Raw genomic sequence first — 14741 nt, 5'->3', positions numbered from 1 at the left:
CTTTGACTTCGGATATACCGCAAGTTATTTAAGCACGTAATTTTAAGGATCGTTCACTTGCCTTCACAAAGACAGGCGTTGCGCCGATCACTTCTCCATCTGCGTGAAATAAGATTTTTTCATCTGCTTCTAAGTACGCTTCCTCATGCTGAAACAGGGTAACCCCCTTTATTCCAAGGTGCTTTCGGAACACCATCGCACTTAGAAACAAAAGGACTTTGAATGGATTCAAATCTGTGACAACCATCGTTTGAAAACCTGGCTGCCTCGCACTCACTTCCGGTGCCGCTGCCAGCCCTCCCCCGTAATACGGGTGATTGCAGACGATCACAAACCACACTTGGCGAAAGACTTTCTTCTCATTTTCAATAAATAACGCAAGATCAAACGGCTTAAACGACCATAAAGAATGGATAAATGACATCGGGTAGATGATAAAGCCAAGCCCCAGCCGTTTCAGCCACTTTTTCCCTCTAAAATGCACCGTTTTTCTCAGTACATGTGCGTCAAACCCCGCACCGATGTGATTGAGAAAGAGAACAGATTGCGGACTTTCGGCATGATCTTGAAAGGAGCCGAGAGAAAATGTTTTGGTGAGCATTCTCTTTTGCTTTCTCACTTCTTTTAGGACATCATGACGATGGATACCGAGACCCTTCGCAGCATCATTCCAATGACCAGCAGGGACAAAACTAAGCTGCACATGATCGATTTCCTTTAAGCCATTCAGTACTTCATGAATGGTGCCGTCACCGCCAATAACAATCAATCGCTTCAGCCTGTCATCCTGCATGGCACTGATTTGTCTTGCCAAAACTTCTGCATGGCCTTCATGCTGGGTGAGAAATGATCGATAAGAGATCTCCACCTTTTGTAATTCTTTCTCTATGCTCCTCCATGTGCGGAGTCCTTTTCCATGTCCTGCTTCTGGATTAACGATAAAGTACCATTCATTCATATATTAGCTCCACTCAGGTCTCATTTTTCGTGACCTTCCATCATGCCTTTAATCGAGCCATTCCTGTCTTCTTTTGCTGTCTGATTCACCATAAGCAAGCAATGCCTTTGTCGCCTTAAATTGCTGATGCTTTGTCGGCGCCGAATTTTTCCGCTGCTTTTCAAACCACTCTTCTGCCTTCTTCTTATCGATAACCTCCATCCCATATGGAACTTCAGGTAAATCAATATAAGAGGTTCGGCTGATGAGGATTTTTTTCACAGGAAGGTCTACACCACTTTGCTGTAAAATCTTTGACACGACGGTGCCAGAACGCAAAAGGCTTGGACAAGGATTCAAGACGGACTGAACAGCTTTCCCAGTCGCCCGTTTTTCCCAAAAACGTTCCTTTGTTCCAATATAGACGCTGTCTGGCTCGGCCTCTAAGAAGGATAAACAGATCACTTCGAGCGGCGTGATGAGTATCGGACATAATTCCATCTCAGCTTTTTGAATGAGCAGCACCGGCTTGTACATCACAAAATAAGAATCCGGAAGCTGCCTTGCAAGCATCCGCAGCTTTTCATCATACCGAATATGATGGGAAACGGTTGAAATATGTGAAATCGTCGAACTCGCCCATTTTAATTGCACTTCAAAGAGATGATCCTTAAAAAAGTGAATCAGCTTCGTTTCATCGGTAGGGACGTTTCTGAAAACCCCTTGCTCTATATCTGTCGGCTCGTTAAAAAGACTCAGGTCCCGTTCCTTTTTCATATCGGCTTCTTTTTGCTTTCTCTTTAAGGAGAATTTCTTTCTCTTTTCTTCCTCTTGTTCAGGCGCTTGTTGAGGAATTTGGTCAACCGGTTGCTGCGCCTCCTCTTTTGAAGCCTTTTTTAAATCGTCCCATCTTTGTTTTTTCAACCGATTGAATTGATTGATATAGTGATGCGGGTCTTGTTCATATCGTGATATATAATCTTGAATTTTGATAATTTGCGCCATCTGCTGCTCACTCCAACTTCTAGGATCATTTATGTAGTGTAAATTGTTTGATTGCGTGATAACGAGGGGTTTCCTTCGGACGTATTTCAAATAAAGTGATACGAGAAACCTCCATCACATATGGCTCTTTGCGTAAAGGTGCTTGCTTTTCATAAGGGTCATCCGCATTCCATTTGCGCGCAATCGTCATATGCGGATGAAACGGTCTCTTTTCAACAGGGTGTCCTGCTGACAAGACGGCTTCCTTTACCTTTTCTCTTACATGCATGAGCGGCTCACTTTCATGAGGCTTTGCAAAAAAGACTCTTGGGCGTTCCTTCGCACCAAACTGCCCTACCTCATTCAGCTCTAGTGGAAATGCAGACGCTTCATTTGAAAGGATGTCAAGCAGCTGGATGATCTTTTTTAAACGTTCTTCTGGAATGGCGCCTAAAAAGACAAGGGTCACATGATAATCATGTGGTGCTGTCCATTTTTGAAAGAACAGTCCGCTCCTTTGATCAATGTCTTGTTTGATTTGATGCGCAAGTTGTTCAGGGATGTGAATCCCTATAAAATAATGACGGTTTTCTGACACAATATCACCTGTCCTTTTTTAACAAACTTTACGAATCCCCATTGATGATAGTATAACTAAAGAAATGCGGAATGAGAAGAAAGGGTGTCATCTGATGAAAGTTGCACAAAATATAGCTGAGCTGATTGGCGATACACCGCTTGTCAAATTACAGCGGCTCCAGCCAGAAAATGCGGCGGCTGTTTACTTAAAACTGGAATCATTTAATCCCAGCGGAAGTGTAAAAGACCGCGCGGCTTACAATATGATCGTCGAAGCAGAAAAACAAGGGAAACTCACAAAAGGAGCAACCATTATTGAGCCTACGAGCGGGAATACAGGGATTGGTTTAGCCATGAATGCCGCCGCAAGAGGCTACAAAGCCATCCTTGTCATGCCTGATACGATGACAAAGGAAAGAATCAATATTTTGAAGGCATACGGGGCGCAGGTCGTCTTAACCCCAGGAGAAGAAAAAATGCCAGGCTGCATCCGCAAGGCTGAGGAACTGGCTGCTCAAATTCCTCATAGCTTTATTCCCATGCAGTTTGACAATAGAGCGAACCCAGATGCACATAGAGGAACAACAGCAGTCGAAATTATGGAAGCTGTGAAACAACTTGGACAGCCACTTGGAGCCTTTGTCGCAACAGCTGGAACAGGCGGTACTATTACAGGAACTGGAGAGGAATTAAAAAAAGCATTCCCTCATTTAACCATCCGTGTGGCAGAGCCTAAGGGTTCCCCTGTCTTATCTGGCGGGAAACCTGGGAAGCATAAACTTGTTGGCACAAGCCCAGGATTTATCCCCCATATTTTAAACGAGCACGTCTATGATGACATCGTGCAAGTAAGTGACGAAGATGCTTATCACATCACACGGCAGCTCGCTAAGCTTGAAGGAATTTTAGTAGGCCCATCCTCTGGGGCGGCTTGCTATGCAGCCATTGAAACAGCCAAACAATTGCCGGCAGATCAAATTGTGATCTGTATGACAGCAGATACGGGCGAACGATACTTATCAAGTGATGTTTTTCAAGATTAAAAAAGGAACAGGGCGATGAATCCCTGTTCCTTTTTCTTCATTTCACGGTTAAGATGTTTTGACAGATTTCACTTCAGCCTGTTCCCCTCTGATAAGTAAAGCCTGTTCATCAGTAAGCGGACATAAATCGAGCGTCTGCTGATACTTCTCTGTGATTAGCTGCGCAGCCTCGCCTAAATAGGCATTGTGCATATGCGGTACTGGATAGCAGCTTATTTCATTGACACCTTGAAATGATGAAAGCTCCTGCGCCTTCTTTTGATCATCCATCAGGGAGATATATTCAATGCTTGGCGCCATGATGATACTCCCCGCAGACTCTCCGATGTACAGCTTGCCGTTGTTGATTTCTTCTTTCAAAACGTCATCGAGACGATGCTTTCTTAACTCCTGCAATAAATAAAAAGTGTTGCCTCCTGAAACGTAGATCACATCATTTTGTTTGATCATCTGCGCGATCTCTTCAGCGGACTGTTCATCTATCTGTACAGTCTCAAGCTGCATCCCTAATTCCTGAAAAGCTTCCTTCGCTGCCTCCACATAGTGCGTGACTTCTTCTACAGCACTTGCCGTTGGAAAGAAAGTCACGCACTTCCCTTTTAAAGATTCACCGGCAAAGTCAGATAAGAGAGAATAACTGTCTTTGAATGAAGAGCATAAGAACATTTTTTTCACTGTGAATCCCCTCTTCTCTTTTCCAATTTCTATTTTGCTAATTCATACATGGCTTGTGCATAAAGAGCTGTTGCTCTCAGTAAGTCATCAATTTCAATATATTCATCCTTTTGATGGGCGCAGTCTGGTCTGCCAGGAAATAAAGGTCCGAAGGCAACGCCTGCTTCTAAAGATCTCGCATACGTTCCTCCCCCAATGGCAATAAGAGTTGCAGGATCTCCCGTTTGTTCCTCATATACCCGCTGCAAGGTTTTCACAAGCGGATGATCTTTTGAGACGTGATGCGGAGGACTGTCTTCGAATTTTAGAAGAGCCGCCCCTTTGATGCTTTCAATTCCTTTTTTGACGTCCTTGCCGTCTGCTGTCACTGGATAGCGGACATTTAACCCTACCTTTGCTTCCTCATTCTGTTTATAGCGGATTGTCCCAACATTCAACGTCAAATCTCCACTAATCTCATCTTTGCAAGCAATCCCCAGCTTTTGTCCTCTTGTATCCTGATCAAATAAAGCGTTGATTTTGGAAGTAAAGGCAAGTCCCTGCTCATCTAATTCGTGTCCGCATAAGAAATTCGCCATATGAATGCCCGCATTTGTCCCATGCGCCGGCTCCATGGCATGAACAGATACCCCTTTTAATGTAAAATGCAGTCCATCCGCTGCGCTTTTTACCTCACCAGATAATTGATGATCAGCAAGATAGGCTTTGAAAGCTGTTTTTATTAATTCAGCATCGTGTTCCTGTGCAGCAGTCACAGTAGCAGCTGCCTCATCTGGCACCATATTGAGCCTCATACCCGATGTAAATTGCTTCAGCGTATAGCGCTGATGATTCGCTGTTTGTTGATATGTAAATGACAGGGTGGCATCAATAATCCCTTTTTCCGCATGAATAATTGGAAAATCGGCGTCTGGTGCAAATCCGATTTGCGGCATCGCCTCATGCTTGAAATAATGATCCACACAGCGCCAATCGCTTTCTTCATCTGTTCCAATGATCATTCGAATTTTTTTCGACAGCTGCAGGCCAGTATCTTTTAAGATTTTCAGCGCATAAAATGCCGCCATGGTTGGGCCTTTGTCATCAATAGCCCCGCGTGCAAAGATTTTATTTTCTCTGATGTCAGCTGAAAATGGCGGGGTTGTCCAGCCGTCGCCAGCAGGAACCACGTCCACATGACACAGCACACCTACAATGTCTTCGCCTTCCCCGTATTCAATATGACCTGCATAGCCGTCGACATTCTTGACTGTGAAGCCTTCGTCTTCCCCTTTTTTCAGCATATACTGCAGGGCATCATCGACTTTTTCACCAAATGGCTTTCCTTCTTTGCCGCCTTCTTCATCAAGGACACTTTCAATTTGTAAAAAAGATTGTGTGTCCTGAATCAAGTCGTCTTTTTTTCGTATTACTTCAGCTTCCCAATTCATTTTTCCATTCCTCCTTGAAAAAAGGTTGCAATCCACCCTTAAAACGAATATTATATTAATTGTTTTGTAATAATGTTCGTAAATGGAGGATTTTATGTTTCAGTTAAAAGAAAATCAAACCAACATAAAGAAAGAAATAATCGCTGGTATGACGACATTCTTTACCATGGTCTATATTGTTGCCGTCAACCCGGGAATTCTTTCAAAAGCAGGTATTCCTTTTGACCAAGTCTTTACTGCAACAATCATCGCTGCTGTTGTCGGTACGCTCTGGATGGCACTATTTGCAAATTATCCGATTGCCATTGCACCAGGCATGGGGCTGAATGTCTATTTCACCTTTACCGTTGTCGGCGGTGGCGGCATCAGCTATCAAACAGCGTTTAGTGCGGTATTTGTTGCTGGTCTACTCTTTATTATTTTATCGTTAACATCCCTTAGAAAACAACTGATTCAAGCCATTCCAGATAATTTAAAGTACGGCATTACAGCAGGAATTGGGCTTTTCATTGCATTTATCGGCCTCCGTCAGTCTGGGATCATCGCTGCTGATCCAGAAAACCTTGTGAAGCTTGGCAATTTAAGCTCGCCAGTTGTCATTTTAACGCTTGTCGGCTTAATGATTTCGGTTATTTTAATGGTTCTTCAAATAAATGGTGCACTGTTTATCGGCATGTTAGCGACCACATTGATTGCGCTCGCAACCGGCCAGCTTCATTTCCCTAAAACACTGATGGACATCCCTGCACTGCCTGAAGGCATGCTGATTACAAATCCAATCGCTGCCTTTGGTGACGTGTTCTCTCATCATTTGTATGCTGTCGTCTTCTCCTTCTTACTGGTGACGATTTTTGATACAACAGGCACTATGATCGGCGTTGCCGAACAAGCGGGATTAATGAAAAATGGCCAGCTGCCAAAAGTGCGCAGAGCCCTGCTCGCTGACTCGGCTGCAACAACGGTTGGTTCTATGTTTGGTACAAGCCCAACCACTGCTTATATTGAATCATCATCAGGAGTAGCTGCTGGCGGAAGAACTGGGCTGACGTCTTTAACGGTCGCTGCGCTGTTTATTGTGGCACTATTTTTTGGCCCGCTCGTTCAAGCAATTTCCTCTTTACCATCGATCACATCACCTGTTTTAATCATTGTTGGCTGCTTGATGATGAATTCGGTGTCACGCATTCGCTGGAACGAACTAGACGAGGCATTCCCTGCTTTCCTTGTTATTCTTTCGATGCCGCTGACTTCTAGTATCTCTACAGGAATTTCACTTGGATTTATTTCCTATCCGCTTGTGAAATTGGCGAAAGGGAAATGGAGAGAAGTACATGTGCTTGTTCTCATCTTTGCGGTCTTATTTTTCATTCAGCTCTTTTTCTTAGAAGGATAACAGAAACAAAAAAGGCACATCCTCACATGGAATGTGCCTTTTTGCCTTCACTGAATTTTTTATTTTGTAAATTTTCTGTGTTTATTTTTCGGAATTTGAAAATGTCAGCTTCCATCGCATCCCTTATCATTATTGGGTTGTAACCGGATTCAAATCATGATATATACCATATTTCATTTCATGAAGACAAGTTTAAAAACACGTAAAGTTGACTTTTTGGTGGAACTAGATGCATAATAACGTGTATAATAGAATAAAACATTAAGAAACACGAACATTTACCATTGTTGCTTGTCCTTATTTCGCAGTTTTAGTGTAGTAAGTTGTGGTTAGTCAAGTCCATCCGATCTTATTGATAGGGAGTGGTTTTTTGAAACCTTCAACAAACCGTATGATGACTCGAATCAAATCAGTCTATATGTTCATTCAAGAGAAAGGTCTTGTGACGACACAAGAGCTGGTTGATGAATTCGGGATCACACCTAGAACCATTCAAAGAGACTTAAACGTGCTTGCCTATAACGATCTTGTTCATAGTCCAAGCAGAGGCAAATGGGAAACAACGAGAAAAAAAGTAAAAATATCATCTTAAGCGTATAATGAATTGTCCATATAACAAAAAGAACCGGCGATATGCCGGTTCTTTTCTTTTGCAAATTGTTGACGAAGGGCTAAAATGATTTTTATTTTAGCCCTTCGTCTTTTGTTCTTATGTTATTCACGATTCATTAAGCTGTCTAATTCTTCATCCGTCAATTCACGGTACTCTCCCGGTGCTAGATCTTCATCTAAAGAGACAACCCCCATCGAGAGCCTTTTTAAAAAGATCACTTCATTTCCCACCGCTTGGGCCATCAGCTTCACTTGATGGTACTTCCCTTCAGTAATCGTCAAACGGATGCGTGTATCTTCCTCTTCATTTGCATCTACTTCCACCTTCGCCGGCTTCGTGTGATAATCATCTAAGATGACAACGCCCTCTTCAAGACGCTTAATGTCTTGATCTCCTAAAGGATATTTCAAATGAACCTCATACGTTTTTGGCACATGCTTTTTTGGAGAAAGTAATTGATGAGCAAGCTGTCCATCATTTGTGAGGAGAAGGAGACCGACCGTATCCTTATCAAGTCTCCCCACAGGGAATGGCTCCCTTGCGATATCCTCCGGCTCGAGTAAATCGACAACCGTTTCATCCCGCAGATCTTCAGTTGCTGAGATCACTCCGTCCGGCTTGTTCATCATTAAGTAAATGAATTCTTTATATTCTACACGCTCTCCGTGTACGAGCACTTCATCATTTGATGGATCAACATGATCTTTCACCTGCTTTGCCACTTCTCCATTCACTGTGACCGCCCGGGCCTTGACAAGCTTTTTCACATCTTTTCTTGAACCAAAGCCGCTGTTAGCAAGTAATTTATCAAGCCTCATGAATATCTACCTCTTCTTAACTCTTTTTTCTTAAAAATTTCGGCATACGGCTGCCCAGTACACGCTCTAGTAATCCCACCTTATAAGACAAGTACATATACACACCGCCGCCAGTGATCATGGAAATCAATATGACGATACCCGCTTGTAAAATTCCGTCTTCATAAGAAATTACTTGGTTCACAAGCTGACTTGTCAAATATGCCACGACAGCCATGATCGCCGTTAAAATACCAATGAGAATAAAACGTTTGAAAATTCTGCGGAAAGAATAGCCGGCATGGCGTTTAATCATGATAAACATATACAAGATGGACGCACTGTAGCCTAATGCTGTTGCCAATACAGAACCATTTCCTTGCAGCCAGCTGATCAGCGGGATGTTCAGAACCGTTTTAATAATGATCCCTAACAAAAGACTGACGATCGCAAATTTTTGTTTGTTGATCCCTTGCAGAATCGCTGCATTAATGGTGAATAAAGAAAACAATAATGCAACAGGTGCATACCAGAACAAAATGGAAATCCCAATCTCAGGATGAACAGACGGATAGAAAAACCAATAAGCCGGTCCAGCCAATGCCGAGATACCAAATGAAGCAGGCAGCACGAAAAATAAAATGACTTGCATCGTCTGATCAATTTGTCTATTGAGCAGCTTGTAATTACGTGCTGTAAATAATTCCGTAATCGTCGGAATCAATGTTAAGCCAAACGCTGTTGCAAGTGACACAGGAATCATCACGACCTTCGGTAAATATAACGTCACAATGGACAATACCGCTGTACTAATATCCTGATGTCCGGATGCAATCATGGCTCTGTTAATTGTGTTTGTATCGATATAAGAATAAATTGGAATCGCAAGTCCAACAAATACATACGGCGCCGCATAGCTAAACAGCTCTGTAAACATTTGCTTATAAGATAAATCAGAGTGAGCGCCTGTATTCGGCTGCATAGCTAAGAGCCGATCCTTCCGCTTCAGCCAATATAAATAAAGCGTGAATAAACCGCCAAATGCACCGATCAGTGCCGCAAATGTTGCATATCCGACAGCAATGACAAGCCCGCCGTCAAGCACCTTTAAAATAATAAACGTCGCCGTTAATAGGAAGATGATTCTGACAAGTTGTTCAATCACTTGGGAAACAGCTGTCGGTCCCATCATGGAGTGTCCTTGGAAGAACCCGCGTACAAGACTCATGATCGGTACAACCAAAAGACCTAAGCTGACCATTCGAATCACATATACTACTTGATCGACAGTCAAACCGCCTGTTTCATTTGATCCGCCAAGCTGAATCTTGGCAAAAATCGGTGCGGACAAATATAAAATAGAAAAGGCGATCATCCCGGTGACAAGCATGACCGACATACCCGCCCTGAACATTTTTCTTGTTGTCTCATAATCGCCGATCGCATTATATTTGGAAACAAATTTTGATACCGCTGTTGGAAAACCAAGCGTAGCAATACTTAAAAAGATCGTATACTGATTGTATCCATATTGGAATAGCGCACCACCAGTAGCTCCAACCATTGCGCTAAATGGAATTAAATAAATCATACCAAGAATACGAGAGAGATACGTCCCTATCGTTAAAACCAACGTACCACGAAGCAGTTTATTAGACATGCGCTTAACCACCATTTTTCTAATGAATATTCAACTTAACTATTTTACCACATCAATTCAACACACAGGTAACAAATCCAATACGGAAGTCACAAAACCAATCAATTCATATTTCAGCCTTCCCTAATCTTCGTTATAATAGAAAAATGACTGAAAGTAGAAAGAGGAATGTAACATGAAACATTATGATGTCATTGTCATTGGCGGCGGACCTTCTGGGCTGATGGCCGCGATTGCATCAGCAGAGCACGGTGCGACTGTTCTGTTAATTGACAAAGGAAACAAACTTGGCAGAAAGCTGGCCATTTCTGGCGGCGGACGCTGTAACGTCACCAATCGCCTTCCAGTAGAAGAAATCATCAAACATATTCCCGGAAACGGCCGTTTTCTATATAGTGCATTTTCTGAGTTCAACAACGAGGATATTATTTCGTTTTTTGAAAACCTTGGCATTGAACTAAAAGAAGAAGACCATGGACGTATGTTCCCTGTATCAAACAAAGCACAATCTGTTGTGGATGCCCTTCTAGACAGGCTCCGCGCCCTCAATGTCACCATTCGAACGAACGAAAAAATTAAAACAGTTCTGTATCAAGACGGACAAGCAGCTGGAATTGTTACAAATAATGATGAAAAAATTTCAAGTAAGTCTGTCGTCATTGCTGTCGGCGGAAAAAGTGTGCCGCATACCGGCTCTACTGGAGACGGCTATGCATGGGCAGAAGCAGCCGGTCATACCATTACAGAGCTCTTCCCAACAGAGGTACCGGTCACATCCGATGAACGATTTATTAAAGAAAAAGTGCTTCAAGGTCTTTCTTTAAGAAGTGTGGCTGTCAGTGTTTTAAATAAAAAAGGGAAACCCGTCGTCACACATGTCATGGATATGATTTTTACTCACTTTGGTTTATCAGGTCCAGCTGTTCTTAGATGCAGCGGATTTGTTGTGAAGGAATTGAAAAAACAGCCGAGTGTCCGTCTTCAAATTGACTTATATCCGAAGCTGAATGACGAGGAGCTGTTCCAGAAGCTTCATCGTGACCTTAAAGATGAACCGAAGAAAGCCATTAAAAATGTCCTCAAGTCTTGGATGCAAGAACGCTATTTATTGTTTCTGTTAGAACGGAACGGGATTGATCCACAAGACACATTCTCTGGTCTAGCCAAGGATAAACTGCGTGCATTTGCCCATGATTGCAAACATTTTATTGTGCATGCAAATGGTACGCTATCCTTGGACAAAGCGTTTGTGACAGGAGGCGGCGTTTCTGTGAAGGAAATTGAACCGAAGAAAATGGCGTCTAAAAAAATGCCCGGTCTTTATTTCTGCGGAGAAATTTTAGACATCCATGGCTACACAGGCGGCTACAATATCACGTCAGCACTTGTGACAGGCAGGCTTGCCGGGATGAATGCTGCACTAGAAGCAAAGGAGAGAGATCAATGATCAGACGTGCATTACCGATTGTTCTTGCGGTCGTTATCAGTTTGACAGCCGCTGTTTTCTTGAAGCTGTCCATTACCCCGTTAAAAGTCGCCATTGTATTGGCGTTTACCATTTTTGCAGTATGTTTAAAAGAATATGTCTACCGTCTTCGCAAACGAATTGAGGAAAAATCGTCTTCCCATATCGATAGTTGATAAATGGAAGCAAAACATGTTACGGTAAAGTAGAGGTCGAGTGAGAAGCTCGCCTCTTTTTGTTTGAAATAAGTTGAGTTAGGGGATATTAAGCAAAAGTCCTCTGCTTAAACGTGTAGAACAACAGGAGAGTGAGATGGTGTGAAAAACGTATCAAGTGTATTTTGGATTGTGATTGCGATCACATTTGTTGCCGTGATGTGGGGAGCGTTTTCTCCAGACACATTGCAAAATGTCACAGATCAAATTCAAACATACATTACAAATGACTTTGGCTGGTATTACTTGTTAGTGGTATCACTGCTTGTCGGCTTTTGTCTATTCTTTATTTTTAGCCCAATCGGTAAGATTACGCTAGGAAAGCCGGGGGAAGAGCCTGAATTTGGTTTATTTTCTTGGTTTGCTATGCTATTTAGTGCCGGTATGGGAATTGGTCTTGTTTTTTACGGAGCAGCTGAACCAATCAGCCACTATGCTATTCAGTCACCAACAGGGGAGACTGAAACTGCGCAGGCCTTCCGCGATTCCCTTCGCTATACATTTTTCCACTGGGGGCTTCATGCATGGGCTATTTATGCCATTGTTGCACTTTGCATTGCTTACTTTAAATTTAGAAAAGATGCACCTGGTTTAATCAGTGCAACGCTGCAGCCCGTTTTAGGAAATAAAATTCACGGATGGATCGGTAAAACCATCGATTGTATTGCGGTATTTGCAACTGTGGTTGGTGTTGCAACAAGCCTAGGATTAGGTGCGGCACAAATAAATGGTGGATTGAATTATCTTTTTCATATTCCAAATACCTTTAGCACACAATTGATCATTATTATCATTGTGACGGTGCTTTTCCTTGCATCTGCTTTAAGCGGGATTGGAAAAGGCATTAAATACTTAAGTAATATCAATATGGTATTAGCAGCTGTTCTGATGTTTTTCTTACTTTTGGTAGGTCCAACTGTTTTTATCTTAAATTCATTTACTGACTCGATTGGACAATACTTATCCAATATCGTTCAAATGAGCTTCCGTCTATCTCCCAATGATCCTGAAAAGAGAGAATGGATTAATGGATGGACGATCTTTTATTGGGCATGGTGGATTTCTTGGGCACCATTTGTCGGGATCTTTATCGCTAGAGTGTCACGCGGGCGAACAATTCGCGAATTTTTAGTGGGTGTCTTAGTCGCTCCTTCCATCCTAGTATTCCTATGGTTCTCGATTTTCGGTGTATCTGCAATGGACTTACAGCAAAAGAATATTGTCGATGTTGCAGGTCTTTCAACTGAAACGATGCTCTTCGGTGTACTGAATGAATATCCGCTGGCGATGATTACATCGATACTGGCACTCATTTTAATCGCCGTATTCTTTATTACATCGGCTGATTCAGCTACATTTGTGCTTGGAATGCAGACAACCTACGGATCATTGAATCCTTCTGGCAGTGTCAAAGTCAGCTGGGGCATTATCCAATCGGCTGTTGCTGCTGTGCTTTTATTTTCAGGGGGACTTGAAGCCTTGCAAAATACAGCCAAGCTCGCAGCCTTGCCGTTCTCCGTTGTCATTATATTGATGATTGTCTCACTGTATAAATCACTAAATGATGAACGAAGAATCATCAAACAAGCCAATAAAGTCAATAAACCAAGAAGTCCAAGAGTAAAAAAAGCATAATCGCAAGCGAGAAAAAGCCGTTCCTTATCCGAACGGCTTTTTTCTATATAAACAATTTAAGATTGTTGTAAGCTTGAGGATTCCTTTAAAATAGTGATGAATCATCACTTTCTACATAATGGAGGTTTATATGACGTTACCTACGTTCAAGTACAACCCAGATCCAGTTTCGTTAAACGTGATCAAAAAAGAGCATACGACATGTCCTGTTTGTGAGAAAGAAAGAGATTATGTGTACCATGGCCCTTTTTATACTGTTGAAGATGTAGAGGGAATTTGTCCTTGGTGCATTAAAGATGGATCAGCAGCGAAAAAATACAATGGAACCTTTCAAGACGATGCAAGCTGTGATGATGTCGATCAAGAGGAATATATCGATGAGCTGATCTTCAGAACGCCAGGCTATCGCGGATGGCAGCAAGAATATTGGTTAAGTCATTGCGGAGATTTTTGCGCAATCGTCCAGTATGTCGGCTGGAAAGAGATTGAACATCTAGAGGAAGAACTCGCCGAGGATATCGAAGACATTTGCAGCGGCGAAGGATTAACAAAAGAGAACCTAAAGCAATGGCTCGTCAACGGAGGAGACTTACAAGGCTACCTTTTTCAATGTGTTCACTGCAACAAGCATCGGTTATATATTGACGCCAGCTAACCAAAGTAAAAGGACCCTTCAAGCAGGTCCTTTTTTTGATGCCGTCTATTTTTTATATAAAATGAGTGCAGAAAAACAGTAGAGCTGTTCCCCTCCCTGCTCACAGATCACCGCTACATTGTACTTGATGTCAATGATTTGGTCGTCATCCATTCCTTTTAAAAAATGATTGATTTCACTCTGCAAATCTTTCTCATGCTCTTCATCAAATACAGCTACCTTTAGCACCTATGCCACTCTCCCTTCTCTCGCTACTCTATCTTTATGCACATAGAGAGAGGCATATGAACAAAAAAACCTTTCATCGTTAAGATGAAAGGCCTTCTATTTACAGCTTCGGTTTTGTTTCTCCTGTCCAAGCAAGCATCCCGCCAACGACATTGGTCGCTTGGTAGCCTTGATCTTCTAGATAATAGCAGACATTTTCACTACGTTTACCAGAGCGGCAAATAATATAATATTCCTGCGTTTGATCGAATGCATCCAGCTTCTCAGGGATATCGCCCATTCGAATGTGGATGGCTTCCGGGATCATGCCTTCTGCTACCTCTTCATCCTCACGTACATCGACAAGCTGAATGGCATCTTCCTGCTCCAGCTTTTGTTTTAATTCTTCTATTGAAATTTCTTTCACTGACACGACTCTCATCTCTCCTTTTC

The 14741-nt window shown here is 42.5% G+C and carries 16 protein-coding genes; 7 read left to right on the top strand and 9 right to left on the bottom strand.

Annotated elements, in window-relative coordinates:
* Positions 1–28 precede the first annotated feature (28 nt).
* From AWT60_RS07415 to thpR, 3 genes are read right to left on the bottom strand one after another with little or no spacing between them, the layout of a single operon-like run.
* Positions 29–958: a YegS/Rv2252/BmrU family lipid kinase gene (locus AWT60_RS07415; RefSeq protein WP_218677088.1), complete on the bottom strand. Its 930-nt coding sequence runs from the start codon at positions 956–958 to the stop codon at positions 29–31.
* Between the two features lie 48 nt (positions 959–1006).
* Positions 1007–1942 carry a hypothetical protein gene (locus AWT60_RS07410; RefSeq protein ID WP_218677087.1) on the bottom strand — a complete coding sequence of 312 codons (936 nt, stop codon included), beginning with the start codon at positions 1940–1942 and terminating at the stop codon, positions 1007–1009.
* Between the two features lie 25 nt (positions 1943–1967).
* On the bottom strand, positions 1968–2519 hold the full coding sequence (gene thpR, locus AWT60_RS07405) for an RNA 2',3'-cyclic phosphodiesterase (RefSeq protein ID WP_075622005.1): 552 nt from the start codon (positions 2517–2519) through the stop codon (positions 1968–1970).
* Between the two features lie 94 nt (positions 2520–2613).
* On the opposite strand from thpR, the gene cysK reads away from it, so the two are divergent.
* Complete coding sequence (gene cysK, locus AWT60_RS07400; protein WP_041107304.1) at positions 2614–3543, top strand: cysteine synthase A; 930 nt, start codon at positions 2614–2616, stop codon at positions 3541–3543.
* Positions 3544–3591: 48 nt separating this feature from the next.
* On the opposite strand, the gene AWT60_RS07395 is transcribed toward cysK, so the two are convergent.
* Both AWT60_RS07395 and pepV read right to left on the bottom strand, forming a co-directional pair.
* Positions 3592–4218 (bottom strand): Type 1 glutamine amidotransferase-like domain-containing protein, encoded by a 627-nt coding sequence (locus AWT60_RS07395; RefSeq protein ID WP_218677086.1) that lies wholly within the window; start codon positions 4216–4218, stop codon positions 3592–3594.
* A 29-nt stretch (positions 4219–4247) separates the two neighbouring features.
* The gene (gene pepV / locus AWT60_RS07390; protein WP_218677085.1) at positions 4248–5648 is read right to left on the bottom strand and encodes a dipeptidase PepV; all 1401 of its coding nucleotides are present in this window, start codon (positions 5646–5648) and stop codon (positions 4248–4250) included.
* Positions 5649–5742: 94 nt separating this feature from the next.
* Between pepV and AWT60_RS07385 the strand changes: the two genes are divergently transcribed.
* Complete coding sequence (locus AWT60_RS07385; RefSeq protein ID WP_076840265.1) at positions 5743–7041, top strand: NCS2 family permease; 1299 nt, start codon at positions 5743–5745, stop codon at positions 7039–7041.
* 370 nt (positions 7042–7411) lie between these two features.
* Positions 7412–7633 (top strand): DeoR family transcriptional regulator, encoded by a 222-nt coding sequence (locus tag AWT60_RS07380; RefSeq protein WP_008356419.1) that lies wholly within the window; start codon positions 7412–7414, stop codon positions 7631–7633.
* A gap of 122 nt (positions 7634–7755) precedes the next feature.
* Here the strand turns inward: AWT60_RS07380 and AWT60_RS07375 are convergent, their stop codons facing one another.
* Together AWT60_RS07375 and AWT60_RS07370 are read right to left on the bottom strand one after the other, a co-directional pair.
* Entirely contained in the window at positions 7756–8472 is a 717-nt protein-coding gene (locus AWT60_RS07375; protein WP_218677084.1) for a pseudouridine synthase, read from the bottom strand.
* Positions 8473–8488: 16 nt separating this feature from the next.
* Entirely contained in the window at positions 8489–10111 is a 1623-nt protein-coding gene (locus AWT60_RS07370; protein WP_025092401.1) for a putative polysaccharide biosynthesis protein, read from the bottom strand.
* A 175-nt stretch (positions 10112–10286) separates the two neighbouring features.
* On the opposite strand from AWT60_RS07370, the gene AWT60_RS07365 reads away from it, so the two are divergent.
* The 4 genes from AWT60_RS07365 (at position 10287) to AWT60_RS07350 (ending at position 14081) form a co-directional block, all read left to right on the top strand.
* Entirely contained in the window at positions 10287–11558 is a 1272-nt protein-coding gene (locus AWT60_RS07365; protein WP_034279477.1) for a BaiN/RdsA family NAD(P)/FAD-dependent oxidoreductase, read from the top strand.
* Complete coding sequence (locus tag AWT60_RS07360) at positions 11555–11752, top strand: hypothetical protein (RefSeq protein WP_024424878.1); 198 nt, start codon at positions 11555–11557, stop codon at positions 11750–11752. The genes AWT60_RS07365 and AWT60_RS07360 overlap by 4 nt, the downstream gene beginning before the upstream one ends.
* Before the next feature lie 141 nt (positions 11753–11893).
* Positions 11894–13426 (top strand): glycine betaine transporter OpuD, encoded by a 1533-nt coding sequence (opuD, locus tag AWT60_RS07355; RefSeq protein ID WP_041107320.1) that lies wholly within the window; start codon positions 11894–11896, stop codon positions 13424–13426.
* A gap of 130 nt (positions 13427–13556) precedes the next feature.
* Positions 13557–14081 (top strand): CbrC family protein, encoded by a 525-nt coding sequence (locus tag AWT60_RS07350; RefSeq protein ID WP_024426197.1) that lies wholly within the window; start codon positions 13557–13559, stop codon positions 14079–14081.
* Positions 14082–14126: 45 nt separating this feature from the next.
* Here the strand turns inward: AWT60_RS07350 and AWT60_RS07345 are convergent, their stop codons facing one another.
* Together AWT60_RS07345 and AWT60_RS07340 are read right to left on the bottom strand one after the other, a co-directional pair.
* A complete protein-coding gene (locus AWT60_RS07345) occupies positions 14127–14309 on the bottom strand; it encodes a sporulation protein Cse60 (protein ID WP_024424881.1) in 183 nt (60 codons plus the stop codon).
* Between the two features lie 100 nt (positions 14310–14409).
* Positions 14410–14721: a rhodanese-like domain-containing protein gene (locus AWT60_RS07340; protein ID WP_024424882.1), complete on the bottom strand. Its 312-nt coding sequence runs from the start codon at positions 14719–14721 to the stop codon at positions 14410–14412.
* Positions 14722–14741: the final 20 nt, after the last annotated feature.

It is taken from the genome of Bacillus sp. F2HM (genome assembly GCF_019266135.1).
In the GTDB taxonomy this organism is placed as follows: Bacteria; Bacillota; Bacilli; order Bacillales; family Bacillaceae; genus Bacillus; species Bacillus safensis.
This window is presented reverse-complemented; position numbering and strand designations above follow the sequence as displayed.